Origin of the sequence: Nocardia sp. NPDC059764 (genome assembly GCF_042732555.1) — a bacterium.
In the GTDB taxonomy this organism is placed as follows: Bacteria; Actinomycetota; Actinomycetes; order Mycobacteriales; family Mycobacteriaceae; genus Nocardia.
Map to the genome: position 1 here is coordinate 25,490 of NZ_JBHWHH010000020.1, position 16,395 is coordinate 41,884.

Below are 16,395 nucleotides of genomic sequence, written 5' to 3' on the forward strand. Positions count from 1 at the left end.
GCGCGGCGGACGGCTACTGCTTGGGCAGCGGCAGATCGATGCCGCCGACCTCGGTGACCTTCCAGTCGCTCGGGTCGACGGCAACCGTGTAGTACACGGTGGTCAGCACGCCGTCGGGGTTCTGGGCGTTGGTGGAGTTCACGTTCAGATAGACGTTGACCTTGTACAGGCCGTTGTCGCGGTTGATCACCTGCGAGCTCAGCAGGGTCGGGCTCGAGGTCCACTTCAGCGGGACCAGGATCTCCTGCAGCTTGGAGGAGGTGGCGTCGAACTTGCCCGCCAGCGCCGGGGTGGTGTTGGCCTTGAGCCGCGCGGTCCAGGCATTGAAGTCGGCGTAGTTGAGGTTGGCCGCGCCCATGGCGTACTCGGAGGCGACTGCCGCGGCGTGCTGGTCGTCGGCCGCGCGGGTGTCGTGCGAGCGCACGTCGCCGCGGGCGGACTGCCACAGCACCGTGACGGTCACCAGGGCGGCGATCAGCACCGCCGCCGCGACCGCGGTCACCAGCGTCGAGACCTTCAGCGACACCGTCTTACCGGCGGCCGGCGCCACAGGCGTGGTGTCCGGCTCGACCGGAGTCTTCGTATCGGCGTCCTGGGACATGGGGGTCTTCTCCTTGCTGGAACTGCTACTTCACCTCGACCTGCACACGCACGGCACCGTCACCGGTGGACGCGAGCGCCTGCGAGATCAAGCTGCTGATATTGATTTGCGGCCCCGCCGTGCGCGCCGCGTCGGCGAGCGGCTGCAATTGGGGTGCGAGGGTCTTCAATTCGGGCCCGGCCTGCCGCAACCATTCGGTCAGCCCGGCCAGGAAGGGTGCCAGTCCGTTGCCATCCACATATGCCTGGGGACCGGGGGCACGCTCGACGAGTCCACCGACCGCATTGATGAGCTGCTCGAGCGACTGCTCGAACTGCACGAATGCCGGTGCGGCAGCCGCGGTCGCCGCACCCATGCCTTCCATATTCGAGGCCGCAACCTGGAAGCTGTTGAGTAGCTGGGCAATTTTGGGCTCGCGGCTCAGAATGGCCGCGGCCAGCAGGTCGCCCGCGCGGGTCAGATTCGGCATGGCCGAATCGGTGTCGTGGAAGGCCGCGCTCAGCGTGCTCGCCAGCGAGGCGGCCACCGTGGGATCGAGCTGGTTCATGACCTTGTTGACCAGTCGCGACACCTCGGGAATCGACAACGGCGACTTCACCGCCGCGGCGTCGAGCCGCTGGCCGTCCTCGATATACGGGCCGCCCGCGGTGCGGGGCCGGAACTCCACGAACGGCTCGCCCAGCGCGGAGAGCTGCTCGATGGTGATGTCGGAGTCGGTCGGCAGTCTCCGGTCGCCGTCGATGCGGAAACCCACCTCCACGCCGCGCGCGGTGGAGTCCACCGAGGTGATCTTCCCGACCCGCATGCCGGTGAGCAGGATCGGCGAACCCACGCTCAGGCCACCGGAATTCGCCATCACCAGCGACGCGTCGGTGTGGTGCGCGAACGGATCCGCCCGCACCACCCCGAAGGTCAGATAGCTCGCGCCCACCACGGTGACCACCGCGATGCCGCCCAGCGACGCCACCGAACCCCACTTCATCGCACCGCTCCGATCATGCGCAGCCCGGCCAGCATGGTGGTGACCTGATCGTCGCGGGACACCGAATCCGCGTGGACGCCGGTCACATTCACCTTCGGGCCGTTCTCGACGAAGGGAATCAGCTTGTCGCGCAACAGCGATACCAGCAGCGACAGGTTCGAGGGCACCGACAGATCCAGCGGCTTGCCCGACAGCGCCAGCGGCGCGAAGGACCGCGTCACCGGATCCAGCGCGGTGGCCAGCGGGGCCAGCCACACCAGCGACTGCCCGAGTTGCCCGAGCACCGCGAAGATCTGGGTGACGCCCTTGATGGAGTTGGTGACACCGGTCATGGCGTCCACCGACTCCTGGCTCAGCTGGTGGTCCAGGAAGTCGGCGCGATCGTGCAGCACCTGGGCGTTGACGCCCAGACCGTTGAGCAGCTTGTCGACCTGATCCAGGTTCGCGGCCAGATCCACCGCGTTGCCGGCGGCGTTCTGCGCGATCCGCTTGGTCTCGTTCGGATCCTGCGGCAGCACGGCATTGAAGTGATCGATGATGTCCTGCAACTGGTTCACCGCCCCGCCCTGGGTGAAGGCGGCCAGCGCGGCCATGGTGTCCTCGAGCTGCACCGGCGGCCGGGTGTGGTCCTGGGTGATGGTGCCGCCGTCCTTCAGCAGCGCGCCGAAGCCGTCCGGCGGCGTGCTCAGGGCCAGGTGGATGTCGCCGAGCACGGTGTTCTGCCGCAGCTCGGCCACCGTGGTCGTCGGCAACTGGACCTTCGAGGAGATCTCGGCGTCGACCACGACGTAGCCGCCGCGCCCGCCCGCGTGCGCCGAATCCACCACGCGCACACCGTCGACCGTGCCGACCTGCGCGCCATTGGCGATGACCTTCGCCTTGGCGGGCAGGTTCAGGACATTGCCGAACTCGATGTGGACGCGATAGGTCGAACCCGAGACGCCGGTCCCCGGCACCGGCACCGCCGCCGGGTCGAAGGCGCAGCCGCCCACCCCGGCCAGCAGCCCCGCCGCCAGGACGGCCGCGCCGACGCGCTCGAACCGACGCCGTGCCGGGGCCGTCCCCACCACGGTCCCGAGGCGACCGGCGGCCGCGGTGTCGAGCTGGAAGTTCCAGCGTCCGATTCTCATCGCGCACCTGCCATTCCGAGCACCAGGGGCACCAGCGGGACATTGACCATGCCGTTGGCGGCGTCGGTGCAGCTGCCGGGGGTGACCGCGTTGAGGGCGGCGCAGACCTGCTCGGACTGGGGGGCCGGGAGCGCCGCCCGCGGCGAACCGTAGGTGACGCCGTTGCCCATCACGTTCTGGGCGGCATTGGTCAGCACCGGCATCTTGCGCACCACCTCCGAGAGCGAGCCGACATTGGCGCGCAGCAGGCGCGCCAGCGGCAGCGTGTCGTCGAGGGCGCGCATGATCGGGTCACCGGCAATGGTGGCCAGGTCGTTCAGCATGGGCAGCAGCTCACCCAGTCGATCGATGAGCTGCGCACCGGGACCGAGCAATTCGGTGCTCGCATTGTTCAGCGCCGGGCCCAGGCGCAGCAGCATGGAGCGCAGATCACCCCAGTGCTGCTCGACCTTCTCGCCCACCGAGGCGAAGGCGTCGAAGATGCCCGCCAGATGGCCGATGTCGGCATCCGGTTGCGCCAGCGCCGAACCCAGCTTCTTGACGATCTCGTTGATCTGGGGTCCCGCGCCCTGAGTGGCCGCGTCCAGCCCGGACAGGCCGTGCGCCAGCGCGTCCGGGGCCTGCGCCTGCTGCAACTGCGAGGACAGGTCGGCCAGCGCGGTCAGGGTCTCCGTAATGCTCTTGGGCGTCAAGGATTTGGTGATGCACTTCGAAGAATCCCAGTGCGCCAGGTTCTTGCCGCCATTGAGCACCGCCAGATTGCGGTCGGCCACAATGGAATCCGAGACCGTGGTGGCCGCGGCATCGGCGTACACCGGGTACCTCGCGTCGACGGAGAACTTCACCTTCACCTTGGTGCCGTCGGAGTCGACGGAATCGACCGTGCCGACCGGGATTCCGCGCATGGTCACCTTGTTGCCCGCGTACAGGCCGACCGCGTCGGGCATGACGGCGCAGTAGGCCACCGTCTTCTTCATCGGGTCGAACCAGACGAAGTAGCCGACCACAGCCAGCAGCACCACGACCATCGCGCCCGCGACCGACATGAACGCCTGCGAGCCGAGCATCCGCTTGAACATCAGCAGTCCTTCCCGGGCACCGGAACGCACACCTGCGGCTGCGTGGGGAGAGTCACCGTCTGCCGCGAGTGGTCGACGGTGATGCCGCCGTCCGGAATCACCAAGTCCGACAGCTTCTTCTGCAAGTCCTGCGCGGCGTTGAGCATCGGCGCGAACTTCTGGCCGAGCTGCTCGAGCCGGGTGATGGCATCGGTCAGCTGCGGCTTCAGATCCGACCAGGTCGGCTGCAAGCCGCCGAGGCGGCCGAGCACGTCACTGAGCAGGCGGATCGCCTCCGCCATCTCCGAATGCTTGTCGTCGAGCACGGTGACCAGCAGGTTGGCATTGTCCATCAGTCGGCCCAGGTCCTGCTTCGCGCCGTCGTACATGCGCACGTACTCGTCGGCCACCGACACCGCGTTCGACACCTGGCCGCGCTGCTTCTCCAGCGCGTCCACGTAGGTGCCGACCGTGCGCAGCGTGGTGCGCAGGGTGTTGGGCGCACCGTCGATCGAATTGCCCAAGGCCGCCAGGTTCTGGTTCAGCGTGGAGCCGTCGATCTTGGCCAGCGGGGTGGCCGCGTCCTGGAAGGTCTCGATCAGGCTGTACGGCAGGCGCACCCGGTCCGCGGGAATGGCCGCCGAACCGAGCGGCTTGCTGCCCGCCGGGAACACCGCCACGTAGTGGCCGCCGACGATGGTGAGCATGCGGATGTCGAGGGAGGTCTGATCCCCCAGGAACACATCGGATTTCACCGTGAAGCGCATGACGACCTTGTCCGGCTTCAGTTCCAGGGACTTGACCTCGCCGACCGAGATACCGGCCACGCGCACGTCGTCGCCCGCCTGCACCGACTGCGCCTCGGACAGTTCCGCGGTGTAGGTGTGTTTGCCGAACGGGATCACGTACAGCGCGCCGGCGGCGGTCAGGCCGAGCACGACCACGATCGCGCCGATGATGCCCTGCCGCAGATGCCGCTTCTGCTTGGTCGCGTCATCGACGACGCGGTCGTCACGCTTCCAGCTGATTCCCTGAAGAGCGCGCGGCAATCTCATCCGTTGCATATCGCCACCTGCTGTCCCGACACGAGCACCTTGACCACCGCCGGCAGTTCCGCGGTTCCCTTGCTGCACACCGGCTTCCAGCCGCTCGGGCTGGCGGGGAGGGCCGCGTCGGCGGCGCTCAGCACGGCGGGCAGGCGGCCGAGGACCGCCACCGCCTCCTTGGCGTCGGGGAAGATCTGCCGGATCAGCGCGTCCACGTCGGAGCCGCTGTTGATCCCCAGCGTGCGCAGCAGGTTGTCGATCGGCCGCAGCACCGACGGCGCGGTCACCGCGAATTGCGCCAGCCCGCCGATGTTCTGCTGCAATGCCTCGAAGATATCGGAGAGCTGCTTCAGCAGCGGCACCAGGTAGTGCACGCGCCCGCCGAGCCGGTCCGACAGGTCCGACATATTGCGGATCAGCGTCGAGATCACCTGCTGCCGGTTGTCCACGTACGACGCCAGTTTCCCGATCGCGTCCATGGCCGGGCCCAGCCCGCCGCCGTCGCCCTCGATCAACGCCACCATGCTCGCGCTGAACTGGTTGATCGCCTCCGGAGAGATGGTCTGCAACACCGGCTTCAGGCCGTTGAACAGCTGCGTCACATCGAACGACGGCACCGTGTGGTCCTCGCCGATGCGCGCGCCCGCGGCGATGCGAGTGCCCGGCTGCGGCTGCTGCTGCAGGTCGATGTACCGCTGCCCGGTCAGATTCTGGTAGCGGATAGCCAGTTTCGAGTTGTCGTACACCGGCGAATCGGTCTTGACCGATACTTGCACCCGCGCCTTCGAACCCTCCAGGCCGATCTGCTTCACCTTGCCGACCTGCACACCGAACATGCGCACGTCATCGCCGACCTCGAGGCCGTTGGCATCGGTGAAGATAGCGTCGTGGGTCTCGGTCCGCCCGGACACCGGACGCTGAATCGCGGTGAGCACCAACAGGAGCACCACCCCGATCACGCCCGCGAACAGGGCCAGCCGCCAGCCCGCCTGCTTCACATTCATCGCGCACCTCCCAGCAGCGGCACCGCGATACCGGGCATGCCCTTCAATTCGACCTGCACGTTCAGCACCGGCCCCTGCCCGTTGTCGGGCATGGCGGCGCGCAGCCGCTCCAGCAGCAGGCGCAATTCGGCCGAGGACTGCTGCGGCACCATCTGCGCGAGCGCGGTCAGCACCGGCACCAGCATGTCGGTGCTGCCGGAGAGCTGAGTTCCGGCCTGCGAGAACGTGACCGCCAAGGCGGGCAGCAGCTGACCGGTGACGGTCGCGACGCCCTTGTCATAGGTGGCGCGGTCGGTCTGCAGACGCTGCATGCTGCGGATCAGATCCACCACCTGCACCGTCGCGCCCGCGAACTGGCCGCCGCCGTCGAAGGCCGGGCCGAGCTCGCCGAACAGCTGCGACATCGGCATCTTCTGGTTGTCGGTGATGGTGCGCTGCGCGGTGATCAGCGCCTGCGCCAGCGGCGTGAACGCCTGGGTGTCGGCCGCGGCCTGCGCGATGACCGAGGCCATCTGCGGCGTCAGCACCGAACCGCCCACCTGTGCGGCGCTGCGCAGGATCGAGCCCATGGTGGCGTCGTAGACCTCGCTCGCGCGGCGGCCGGTGAAGTCCAGCACCGTGCCCGGCCGCAGCGGGGAACCGCCCGCGCCCCGGCGCAATTCGATCTCGCTGATGCCGAACAGGTTGGCGGGCGCGTAATCCACCCGCAGGCTGTCGTCGAGGCCGAACAGCCTCGAATCGTCCAGGCGCAGCGAGATCTGCTGGGTACCGTGCTCGTCCGGCGCGATCTCGGTGACCTTGCCGACCACCACGCCATCGGCGCGCACATCCGTGCCGACCAGCACGCCGTCACCGATCTGCTCGGTGCGCAACGAGATCGGCATCCCCGGCTCGTCCTGCTGTGACCGGTACAGCGCCCATCCGGCGACCACCGTCACCACCAGCGCCAGCGCCACCGTGCCGACCGTCATCGCGCGCTTGCGATCGACGGCCACACCCGGCATTCCGTAATTCGGCATCCCCTACCCCGTGAACGTAATCGCCGAGTTGAAGCCCCACAGGGCCAGCGACATCACCATGTCCATGGCCACGATGGCCACCGACGACGCGCGGACCGCCTTACCCGAGGCGATGCCCACGCCCTCCGGACCACCGGTCGCGAAGAAGCCGAAGTAGCAGTGGATCAGGATCACCACCACCGCGAACACGGCCACCTTCACCACCGCCGCGATCACGTCGAAGCCGGAGACGAACTGGAAGAAATAGTGGTCGTACACACCGGCCGAGGCCCCGTGCACCAGCGTGATCAGCCCGCGGCAGGCCGCATAGGACAGGATCAGCGCGATCAGGAAGGTCGGCACGATGGCCACCGCGCCCGCCAGCACGCGAGTGGTCACCACGAAGGGAACCGAACGCAGACCGAGGGATTCGATGGCATCGATCTCCTCGGAGATGCGCATGGAACCGATCTCCGCGGTCATGCGGCAGCCCGCCTGCGCCGCGAAACCGATGGCCGCCACGATCGGAGCCAGCTCACGCGTGGTGGCGTACGCCGACACCAGACCCGACACCGGGCCCATGCCCAGCATGTCGAGCGTGGTGAAGGACTCCACCGCCACCGACGCGCCCATGACCAGACCCAGCACGATCATCATCGGAACCGTGCCGCCGCCCACGATGACCGAGCCGCGGCCCCAGGTCATATCGCTGATGGCGCGCATGGTCTCCGCGCGATACCGCTTCAGCGTCAACGGAATCGACGACAGCACCTGCCAGACGAAGGCCAGCGTGAAACCGAGGTTCTCCACCCGGCGCAGGATCAGGCCCCGCTTGCGATAGGCGCGCGCGAACGGGCCCAGCCCCTTGGGCACGTAGGTGGCCGACATCAGGCCAGCCTGGTCGGCAGGAACAGATCGGTGATCTGGGTGGCGACCAGATTGACCGTCACGATCGACACCACCGACAGCACCACCGCGGCGTTCACGGCGTCGGCGACACCCCGCGGGCCGCCCTTCGCCTCGAGCCCGCGCTGGCAGGCGATGATCACCACGAGGAATCCGAAGACGACGGCCTTCGACAGCGACACCCACACATCGGCGGTGGTGGTGAAGGACCCGAAGGTGGACCAGTACGAGCCCGGCGTCACGCCCTGCCCGCCGATGGCGACGCCGTACCCGGCGAGCACGCCGACGAAGATGATGAGCACGTTCAGCAGCGGCGCCACGAAGACCATCGCCACCAGCCGCGGGATCACCAGGCGGTGAATCGGGCTGATGCCCATGGTGTTCAGCGCGTCGATCTCCTCGCGGATGGTGCGCGCGCCCAGATCCGCGGCCAGCGCCGCCGCGCCCGCGCCGCCCAGCAGGAAGCCGGTGGCCAGCGGCGCGCCCTGCTTGATGACGCCCAGACCGCCGGTCGCGCCGAGCAGCGAATCCGCGCCCAGCGTGTGGATCAGATTGCCCACCTGGACCGAGACGATGACGCCGAACGGAATCGCGATGAGGATGGCCGGGATCGCGGTGACCGTGATCAGCCGCCACGCCTGCAGGATCGCCTCTTTCCACTGGAACTGGCGACGCGCGATATCGGTGAAGGTCCCGACCACCGCCTCCTCGGCGATGCCGACCGCGCGGCCGAAGGTGCGCAGCGACGCCACCGAGGTGCTGGAGAAGTTGTCCCGCACGATGCGCACGGCGGACCGGCTCTGGACGGCCCGGGTCATCGTGGGACTACTTCTTCGAGACGCCGGAACCGACGCGGGGTGACGAGCTTCAAATTTCTTCTCCGTGATCGGCAACACTGCCTGCCATCAAAGCTAATGGTTACCCGGAGTTACAACAAATCGGACTCGAGTGTGACCGGAGCCTCCAAGTTACCGATGGGTACCAGGCTCGTCGGTCCCGGTCAGCGGGACGAAGACCCATGTGACCTGGGATTCTAGAACGTGTTATCAGAGCGGAACGGCTATAACCATGATCCGCGGCACCCTCCGAGCGGACCACCCGAAAGAGGGTTTCGAAGCCCTCGGCCATACCCGAAGCCGCATCGGGTGATCCCTCAGCAACCCTCGATTTCCCGGCGAACCCGCGCGCAACCCGGACACTGCGTGTTCACTGTCGCGTGTGGACAACACGGTGTCGGCGGTCCTGCGCACGATCGAGGCCGGCGACTGGGCGGAATTCGCGAAACTGGTGCACCCCTACGTGCACTGGACCGAGGACGGCGTCACCACGCGCGGGCGCACCCGGGTGATGGCACTGCTGTCCCGGCACCACGCCACCGCGCCGGCGACGTCCGTCGAACTACGCGACGGCCAGATCTACCGCTGGACCTCGTGACCCGTCTCCGGACCTCGTGACCCCGCCTACGGGCTGACCGCGAGAAAGACGAAGGCGGAGAACAACACCAGGTGCACACAACCCTGGAGCAGGGTCGCGCGACCGGGCACCACGGTCAGCGCGCCGACCACCACGGTCAGGGCCAGCAGCACCATCTGGGTCGCGCCCAGGCCGAGCATGAGCGGGCCCGAGATCCAGATCGAGGCCAGCGCGATGGCGGGGATGGTCAGGCCGATACTCGCCATGGCCGAACCCAGCGCCAGATTCAGCGAGATCTGCACCCGGTCCCGGCGCGCGGTCCGCACGGCCGCGATGGTCTCGGGCAGCAGGACCAGCATCGCGATCACCACACCGACCGCGGACGGCGGCAGCCCGAGGGCCGCGATCCCGTGTTCGATATTGGGCGATTCCACCTTCGCCAAACCGACCACTCCGATCAGGGCAACCAGCAGCAAACCCAGGCTGCGCAGCGACTCCCGACGGGTCGGCGGTTCGTCGTGCTCGTCCTCGCCCGCCGCGGCCGAACCCTCGACGGGCAGGAAGTCGTCCGGGTGCCGGACCGTCTGCACCATCACGAACACTCCGTAGAGCACCAGCGAGGCCACCGCGGCGAAGATCAGCTGCGAGGCCGAGAAGACCGGACCCGGCTCACTGGTGGTGAAGGTCGGCAGCACCAGACTCAGCGTGGCCAGTGTCGCGACCGTGGCCAGCGCCCCGCCCGTGCCCTCGGCATTGAAGACGGCCACCCGCCGCCGCAAGGCTCCTACCAGCAGGGACAGCCCGAAAATGCCATTGCACGTGATCATCACGGCAGCGAAGACGGTGTCGCGGGCCAGCGAGGCGGCCTTCTCACCGCTGGACACCATGAGCGTGACGATGAGGCCGACCTCGATGACGGTCACCGCGACCGCCAGGATCAGTGACCCGAACGGCTCCCCCACCCGGTGCGCCACCGTCTCCGCGTGATGCACCGAGGACAGCACCGCGCCGATCAGCCAGACCCCGACCAGAACCGCCAGCGTGGAGTTCAGCTCCCGGCCCCAGGTCACCGTCAATATCAGTGCCGCCGCCAGCGGAAGGATGACCGACCAATACCGCTTGCAGAAACCCACCATGGCCCCCATAGTTCCAGCAAACCGTCCGCTTCCCCCGGAAGTGGGAGCCATGCCTCGCCCGATCGCGCTCCCGCATGAGTCGTGAACCATGAATTACGCTGATGAGGTGGACGACATCGGAGCCGGAACCGCCGACACCACTACGCCGCACCCGCACGAGCCGCACGACACCGGTCTCTCGGCCAAACTGAACTGGCTGCGCGCGGGCGTGCTCGGCGCCAATGACGGCATCGTCTCGACCGCCGGTCTGGTGGTCGGCGTCGCGGCCGCCTCCACCGACTCCGACGCCATTCTCACCGCGGGCGTCGCCGGACTCGCCGCGGGCGCGATCTCCATGGCGGTCGGCGAATACGTCTCGGTCAGCACCCAGCGCGACACCGAACGCGCCCTGCTGTCCAAGGAGAAACGCGAACTGGCCGAAGAACCCGAGTACGAACTGACCGAACTCACCGGCATCTACCGAGCCAAGGGTCTGAGCGAGGAAACCGCGCGCCAGGTGGCCGCGGAACTCACCGCGCACGATGCCTTCGCCGCGCACGCCGAGGCCGAATTGGGTTTGAACCCACACGAACTCACCAATCCGTGGCACGCCGCGTTTTCCTCGGCCGTCTCCTTCACCATCGGCGCGCTGCTGCCGCTGATCGCCATCCTGGTGCCGCCGGTCCAGTGGCGCATCCCCGTCTGTTTCGCCGCGGTGCTGGTGGCGCTGGCCATCACCGGATCGGTCAGCGCCCGAATGGGCGGCGCCAACCCGCGCCGCGCGGTGCTGCGCGTGGTGCTGGGCGGCGCGATCGCCATGGCCGTCACCTACGGAATCGGACAGCTCGCGGGCGTCGCCGGAATCTAGTGGGCCGACCGGAGATTCGGGTCACTCCGCGGGTGGCCCCGGTTCGACGGGCGGCGGAGGCAGCTGCACCGGACCGGCCTCGCCGACGATGACCACCGGCACGTCCACCGGACGCGGCGGCCCGGGCGGCAGCGGGGCCGGACGCACGGCCGCCGGGGCCGGAAGTGGGACGGGCGGCACCGGATTCGGCGCCGCGGGATTCACGCCCGGCGCGAACGGAACCTGAACCGCCGGAGCGATAGTCGGCGGATGCTGGGCCGGAGCGTGCGGATCGTGGCGCAGCCGCGGCACATTCACCACCGAGGTGTCGGCGACCGGACTCTCCGCCGAGGACGTGATCAGCACGCCCACCCCGACACCCGCCGTCATCAGCACGGCCGCGAGCAGGACCTGCCCCAGGCGACGCGGATCGAGATCACCGGTGTCGCGCCGGATTTCGTCGGCGGTTCCGAGCATGGCTGTCCTCCTTCGGATTCCGCGTCGCGCGGCTAGGGCGCGGGCGGCGGGGGCGGGGGCACCAGGAACGGCAGGATCGGGGCGAGAATGTCGGGCAGTGCGGGCGGCGGAGGCGGCGGAGCCGGGGCGGGCGCGGGTTCCGGGGCGGGCGCCGGAGCCGGCGCGACCTCGACCGGGGGCGGCGGCGGGACGTAATGCTCGGTTTGCGGTGCGGGAGCGGGATTCTGCGCCACCGGGGCGGGCGGTGGAGGCGGCGGCGCGGCAGGACCGGGGGCCGGGGTGGGGCCGGGCGGCGGGGCCGAGGCGGGGGCCGGGACCGGTGATGTGGTGGCGTCGACCGGCTGCTGCGAGGTGGTGGGCGCCGGGCCGGCCGGGGCTTCGGGTCCGCCGCGGCTGTTCCAGCCCTCCCGCAGGGCGCCGCCGATCAGCGCGATCACCATGCTCAGCGACAACACCACGAGTCCGGCGAGCATCTTCGGCGACATCGCCCCCGGTGCGCTCAGACCCGGGGTGCCTGAGGCGGACGCTTCGTCCGCCTCCTCGGGTCTCTCGTGCACCGCACCCACCGTCACCCGGGAACTCCTTCGGTCGAAGCGATAGCCGTGATCCGAAAAGCCACTCCTTCGAGCACGCTACACAGATTTGCCGAATTGCAGAACCTTCCACTTGATAAGGAAATCGTTCCAGGTGGGTATCTTTTCCAACTGATTGCCAACAGATAGCGGTCACTCCATGGCGATCACCACCTTGCCGAACGGGTCACCCTCCATGAAGTAGCGGTACGCCTCGACCGACTCCTCGAACGGGTACACCCGGTCGATCACCGGCCGGACCTCGTGCTCGGCCAGCGCGGCGTTCATCGCCTCGAAATCCGCCCGGCTGCCCACCGCGATGCGGCGGATCGACACGAACTTGCCCCCGAACAGGCTGGGCGGCTGCGGCTGTCCCGGCGCCGGTGGGAACGCCCCGATCAAGGTCACCTGCGCGTTGTACGCCGCGGAGGCAACGGATTTCGGCAGCGTGGGCATGCCGACGGCCTCCACCGCGTGCTGGACGCCCTCGCCGCCGGTGAGTTCGAGCACCGCCCGCTCCCACTCCGGCACCTGAACCCGATCGATCACCTCGTCGGCGCCCAGTTTCCGCAACCGCTCCGCCTTCTCGGCCGAGGACGTGATCGAAATGACCCGCGCCCCCAGCATTTTGGCGTGCTGCACCGCCGCCAGCGCCACTGTGCCGGAGCCGGTGGTCAGCACGGTCTCCCCCGGCCCCGCCGGGATCGGCTTGGTCAGCGCGGCCCAGGCGACCAGCCCCGCGCAGGTCAGCGACGCCGCCTCGGCATCGGTGAGATGCGCGGGCACGTGGACCACCGAATCCTCCTCCAGCAGTATGTAGGTGGCGAGCCAGCCGTCGTGGTTCGCGCCGTACTGCTGGGCGGACGCCGCCTGCAACTGCGGGCCGTCGTTCCAGCAGACGAAGTAGGTGCCGGCCACCCGGTCGCCGATCGCGGCTCGGGTCACCTGATCGCCCTTCGCGATCACGTCACCGACGCCGTCGACCAGCGGCACGACGCCGGGACGGGCGGGCAGCACATAGCTGCCCTCCAGCAGCATGATGTCGCGGCGGTTGAGGGCGGTGGCGTGCACCCGCACCACGACCTGGCGCGGGCCCGGCACCGGGATCTCCTGCACACGGGTGGTCAGCCCGGCGAGGCCGCGCTGCGATTCCAGTTGGTAGGCAATGCCGTTCATGTTCTTCTCCGTGGGTTCGAGTCCGGTTGTCGAGAAGCGAGTCTGTGCGGTCCGGCGAATCCACGCGATTCCCCGCAGGGAATGATCGGATGGCCGTCCACGTCATTCCCTGGAGGGAATCGCGCGACCGCATCCCCATCCGCACAGTGGAGGTATGACGACCATGGCCGTGGCGACGACGACACCCTTCGCCCAGGAACTGCGCGGCTGGCGCACCCGGCGACGGCTCAGCCAGCTCGATCTCGCCATCGCGGCCGAGACCAGCCAGCGGTATCTGAGCTTCCTGGAACAGGGCCGCTCGCATCCCGGGCGGACCATGGTGGTGCGGCTGGCCGAGGTGCTCGGGCTGTCCCTGCGCGAACGCAACGCGATGCTGCTGGCGGCCGGGTACGCCCCGGTGTTTCCCGAATCATCGTTGGACGCACCGGAACTCGGCGCGGTCCGGTACGCGCTCGACACCATCCTGCAGGGACACCTGCCGTATCCGGCGGTGGTGACCCGCCCGTTCGGGGTGCTGGTGGCGGCGAATCCGGCCTTCGAGCTGCTGACCGAGGGCTGCGCGCCGGAGCTGCTGGAGTCGCCGGTCAATGTGCTGCGCCTGGCCCTGCATCCGGACGGGCTGGCGCGGCGGGTGGTGAACCTGCCGGAGTGGGGCCGCCATATCACCGACAGCCTGCGCAATCGGGCGGGCCGCAGCCCCGATCCGGCGCTGGACGCGCTCATCGCGGAGCTCGAGGGCTATCTGCCGCCGGTGGATCCCGGGCCCGGGCATCTGGGTTTCGCGGTGCCGCTGCGACTCCGCTCCGACGCCGGTGAGCTGCGGCTCATCACCACCCTCACCTCGTTCGCGACGGCCACCGACATCACCCTGTCGGAGCTGCACCTGGAGGCGTTCCTGCCCGCCGACCAGGCCACCTCCGATCTGCTGCGGGCGCGCTTCGCCGCCGAGTAAGTGCTTGCGACCTCTTTACTCGTAGACGTATATTCGTAGACGAGTAAGGAGGTGCCCCATGGCCCGCAAGCGCAAGGTCGCCAATCTGATGGGGCTGGCGGTGCTGTCCGCCGTCGTGCTCCAGCCCATGCACCGGTACGAGATCGCCGCGAGGTTGCGGTCCTGGGGCAAGGACAACGACATGGGCATCAAATGGGGCTCGCTCTATACCGTCGTGGACAACCTCACCAAGCACGGCTTCCTGGAGATCACCGGCAGCGAACGCGACGGCGCGCGCCCCGAACGCACCATCTACCGCATCACCGACGCGGGCCGCGCCGAACTGCTGGACTGGACCCGCGAGCTCATCGCCGAACCGGAACCCGAGAAGCGCCGCTTCATGGCCGGGCTCTCCGTGCTCTCGGTGCTGCCCCCGGACGAAGTCGTCGACCTGCTCACCCGGCGAATCACCAAGCTGGACAGCATCATCGCCGACACCCGCGCCCAACTGGCCGCCGTGGAAGGCTCACTGCCGCGCCTGTTCCTGGTCGAAGAAGATTACGAGCTGACCATGCTGACGGCCGAGGCCGACTGGGCCCGCGGCCTGCGCGACGCGCTCGCCGACGGCAGCTTCCCGGACACCGAGGGCTGGCGGGCCTGGCATCGCGACGGCGTCATACCCCCCGACCTGGCAGAGCTGGCTGTGGAAGGGGGCCCGAACACACCGCACACTCAGCACGACTCATGAACGGAACCGGGCCCCGGCGAGGGTGCTGCAACACCGCCGCCGAAGCCCGGAACACACCGTCTCGAACCGCGTCCGTGCAGGCGAACCCGGCACCGAGTTTGGCAACTACAGGATAACTGGGTTCTCCACGCGCGGGACGGTTCGGGGTTTTCGGCAAGCCTTCGAACACTTCTCGGGAGAGACCCATGTCAAAATCCACTCGTTCCGCGATCATCATCGGCGGCGGCATCTCCGGCCCCGTCACCGCCACCGCCCTGCGCCGGGCCGGTATCGACGCCACCGTCTTCGAGGCCTACCCGGGCCCCGCCTACGGGGTCGGCGCGAACCTCGCCCTCGCGCCCAATGGCGTCGCCGCCCTCGATCTGGTCGGGGCCGGAGATCCGGTGCGCGCCAAGGCCGTACCCGTCAGCCGCTCCACGATGTCGGTCAACAGCAAGCAGTTCCCGCTGCCCGGACTGGTCGACATCGAGCCGCTGCGCGTGGTCGACCGCTCCGATCTGCACGAAATCCTGCACGACACCGCCGTCGCGTCCGGAGTGCGCTTCGAATACGACAAGCGGCTGGTCGAGGTGGAGGAGCACACGCGCGGCGTCACCGCCCTCTTCGCCGACGGCAGCAGCGCCACCGCGGATGTGCTGATCGGCGCGGACGGCATCCGCTCCACCGTGCGCACCCTGGTCGACCCGAACGCGCCCGGACCCACCTACCTGCGCATGCTCGGCTTCGGCGCGTACACCGAGGTACCCCTCGACCTGGAGCCGGAGACCATGACCTTCGCCTTCGGGAAGCGGGCCTACTACCTGTACTGGGCCATGCCCGACGGCCGGGTCGCGTGGGGCGCGAATCTCCCTGCCGAGCAGCACTACTCGCTCACCGAGGCCCGCGCCGTCTCCTCCGAGCAGTGGCTGCGCACCCTGCGCGAGACCTATGCCGATGACCTGCCCGGCCGGCAGCTGGCCGAGGCCACCACCGCCGCCCAGCTGCAGGTGATCGGCGCGCTGCAGATCATGCCGCCGGTGCCGCACTGGCACCGGGGGCGCATGGTGCTCACCGGCGACGCCATCCACGCGCCCAGCAACACCTCCGGTCAGGGGGCGTCACTGGCCATCGAGAGCGGCATCGAGCTGGCCCGCTGCCTGCGCGACATCGACGATCCGGCAATGGCTTTCGCCACCTACGAGGCGCTGCGGCGGCCGCGGGTGGAGGGGGTCGCGGCCCGGGTGGCGCGGATGAACCAGACCAAGGCGGCCGGACCGGTCGCCCGGATGGCCATGCGGTTGATGATGCCGATCATGTTCAAGCGGATGAATCCGGAGAAGATGCTCGGCGGCGAGCAGCGGTTCCGGATCGACTGGGACGCCACCGTGCGGCCCGCCGCCGTCAACGCCTGA

At 68.8% G+C, this 16,395-nt stretch carries 18 protein-coding genes; 5 read left to right on the forward strand and 13 right to left on the reverse strand.

The features are described 5' to 3' along the window. Positions 1 to 13: 13 nt before the first annotated feature. The 9 genes from ACFV4K_RS06725 to ACFV4K_RS06765 are packed head-to-tail and all read right to left on the reverse strand — an operon-like array spanning position 14 to position 8,543. Positions 14 to 601: a hypothetical protein gene (locus ACFV4K_RS06725; RefSeq protein ID WP_379272648.1), complete on the reverse strand. Its 588-nt coding sequence runs from the start codon at positions 599 to 601 to the stop codon at positions 14 to 16. A gap of 25 nt (positions 602 to 626) precedes the next feature. Beyond that, entirely contained in the window at positions 627 to 1,583 is a 957-nt protein-coding gene (locus ACFV4K_RS06730) for an MlaD family protein (RefSeq protein WP_379272650.1), read from the reverse strand. Further along, complete coding sequence (locus ACFV4K_RS06735) at positions 1,580 to 2,713, reverse strand: MlaD family protein (protein WP_379272652.1); 1,134 nt, start codon at positions 2,711 to 2,713, stop codon at positions 1,580 to 1,582. Before ACFV4K_RS06735 ends, ACFV4K_RS06730 begins: the two co-directional genes overlap by 4 nt. After that, complete coding sequence (locus ACFV4K_RS06740) at positions 2,710 to 3,792, reverse strand: MlaD family protein (protein WP_379272654.1); 1,083 nt, start codon at positions 3,790 to 3,792, stop codon at positions 2,710 to 2,712. Before ACFV4K_RS06740 ends, ACFV4K_RS06735 begins: the two co-directional genes overlap by 4 nt. Beyond that, a complete protein-coding gene (locus tag ACFV4K_RS06745) occupies positions 3,792 to 4,835 on the reverse strand; it encodes an MlaD family protein (protein ID WP_379272656.1) in 1,044 nt (347 codons plus the stop codon). The genes ACFV4K_RS06740 and ACFV4K_RS06745 overlap by 1 nt, the downstream gene beginning before the upstream one ends. Further along, complete coding sequence (locus tag ACFV4K_RS06750; protein ID WP_379272657.1) at positions 4,823 to 5,821, reverse strand: MlaD family protein; 999 nt, start codon at positions 5,819 to 5,821, stop codon at positions 4,823 to 4,825. The genes ACFV4K_RS06745 and ACFV4K_RS06750 overlap by 13 nt, the downstream gene beginning before the upstream one ends. Next, positions 5,818 to 6,840: an MlaD family protein gene (locus tag ACFV4K_RS06755; RefSeq protein WP_379272659.1), complete on the reverse strand. Its 1,023-nt coding sequence runs from the start codon at positions 6,838 to 6,840 to the stop codon at positions 5,818 to 5,820. The genes ACFV4K_RS06750 and ACFV4K_RS06755 overlap by 4 nt, the downstream gene beginning before the upstream one ends. A gap of 3 nt (positions 6,841 to 6,843) precedes the next feature. Then, the gene (locus ACFV4K_RS06760) at positions 6,844 to 7,707 is read right to left on the reverse strand and encodes an ABC transporter permease (RefSeq protein WP_379272661.1); all 864 of its coding nucleotides are present in this window, start codon (positions 7,705 to 7,707) and stop codon (positions 6,844 to 6,846) included. Continuing rightward, positions 7,707 to 8,543: an ABC transporter permease gene (locus tag ACFV4K_RS06765; protein ID WP_379272663.1), complete on the reverse strand. Its 837-nt coding sequence runs from the start codon at positions 8,541 to 8,543 to the stop codon at positions 7,707 to 7,709. Before ACFV4K_RS06765 ends, ACFV4K_RS06760 begins: the two co-directional genes overlap by 1 nt. A gap of 400 nt (positions 8,544 to 8,943) precedes the next feature. Between ACFV4K_RS06765 and ACFV4K_RS06770 the strand changes: the two genes are divergently transcribed. Continuing rightward, positions 8,944 to 9,159, forward strand: coding sequence for a nuclear transport factor 2 family protein (locus ACFV4K_RS06770; protein ID WP_357095817.1), 216 nt, complete (start codon positions 8,944 to 8,946; stop codon positions 9,157 to 9,159). A 26-nt stretch (positions 9,160 to 9,185) separates the two neighbouring features. Here ACFV4K_RS06770 and ACFV4K_RS06775 read toward each other — a convergent pair whose 3' ends face one another. Continuing rightward, entirely contained in the window at positions 9,186 to 10,274 is a 1,089-nt protein-coding gene (locus tag ACFV4K_RS06775) for a calcium:proton antiporter (RefSeq protein WP_379272665.1), read from the reverse strand. Positions 10,275 to 10,389: 115 nt separating this feature from the next. Here ACFV4K_RS06775 and ACFV4K_RS06780 point away from each other — a divergent pair, with 115 nt between their 5' ends. Further along, complete coding sequence (locus tag ACFV4K_RS06780) at positions 10,390 to 11,121, forward strand: VIT family protein (protein WP_379272708.1); 732 nt, start codon at positions 10,390 to 10,392, stop codon at positions 11,119 to 11,121. 21 nt (positions 11,122 to 11,142) lie between these two features. On the opposite strand, the gene ACFV4K_RS06785 is transcribed toward ACFV4K_RS06780, so the two are convergent. The 3 genes from ACFV4K_RS06785 to ACFV4K_RS06795 form a co-directional block, all read right to left on the reverse strand. Further along, positions 11,143 to 11,577, reverse strand: coding sequence for a hypothetical protein (locus ACFV4K_RS06785; protein ID WP_379272667.1), 435 nt, complete (start codon positions 11,575 to 11,577; stop codon positions 11,143 to 11,145). Between the two features lie 32 nt (positions 11,578 to 11,609). After that, a complete protein-coding gene (locus tag ACFV4K_RS06790; protein WP_379272669.1) occupies positions 11,610 to 12,149 on the reverse strand; it encodes a hypothetical protein in 540 nt (179 codons plus the stop codon). A gap of 153 nt (positions 12,150 to 12,302) precedes the next feature. Further along, complete coding sequence (locus ACFV4K_RS06795) at positions 12,303 to 13,325, reverse strand: NAD(P)-dependent alcohol dehydrogenase (RefSeq protein WP_379272671.1); 1,023 nt, start codon at positions 13,323 to 13,325, stop codon at positions 12,303 to 12,305. A gap of 154 nt (positions 13,326 to 13,479) precedes the next feature. Here ACFV4K_RS06795 and ACFV4K_RS06800 point away from each other — a divergent pair, with 154 nt between their 5' ends. The 3 genes from ACFV4K_RS06800 to ACFV4K_RS06810 all read left to right on the forward strand — a co-directional run bounded on the left by ACFV4K_RS06800 (position 13,480) and on the right by ACFV4K_RS06810 (position 16,395). Next, complete coding sequence (locus tag ACFV4K_RS06800) at positions 13,480 to 14,277, forward strand: helix-turn-helix domain-containing protein (protein WP_379272673.1); 798 nt, start codon at positions 13,480 to 13,482, stop codon at positions 14,275 to 14,277. Between the two features lie 58 nt (positions 14,278 to 14,335). Then, a complete protein-coding gene (locus ACFV4K_RS06805; RefSeq protein ID WP_379272675.1) occupies positions 14,336 to 15,004 on the forward strand; it encodes a PadR family transcriptional regulator in 669 nt (222 codons plus the stop codon). A gap of 185 nt (positions 15,005 to 15,189) precedes the next feature. After that, complete coding sequence (locus tag ACFV4K_RS06810; RefSeq protein WP_379272676.1) at positions 15,190 to 16,395, forward strand: FAD-dependent oxidoreductase; 1,206 nt, start codon at positions 15,190 to 15,192, stop codon at positions 16,393 to 16,395.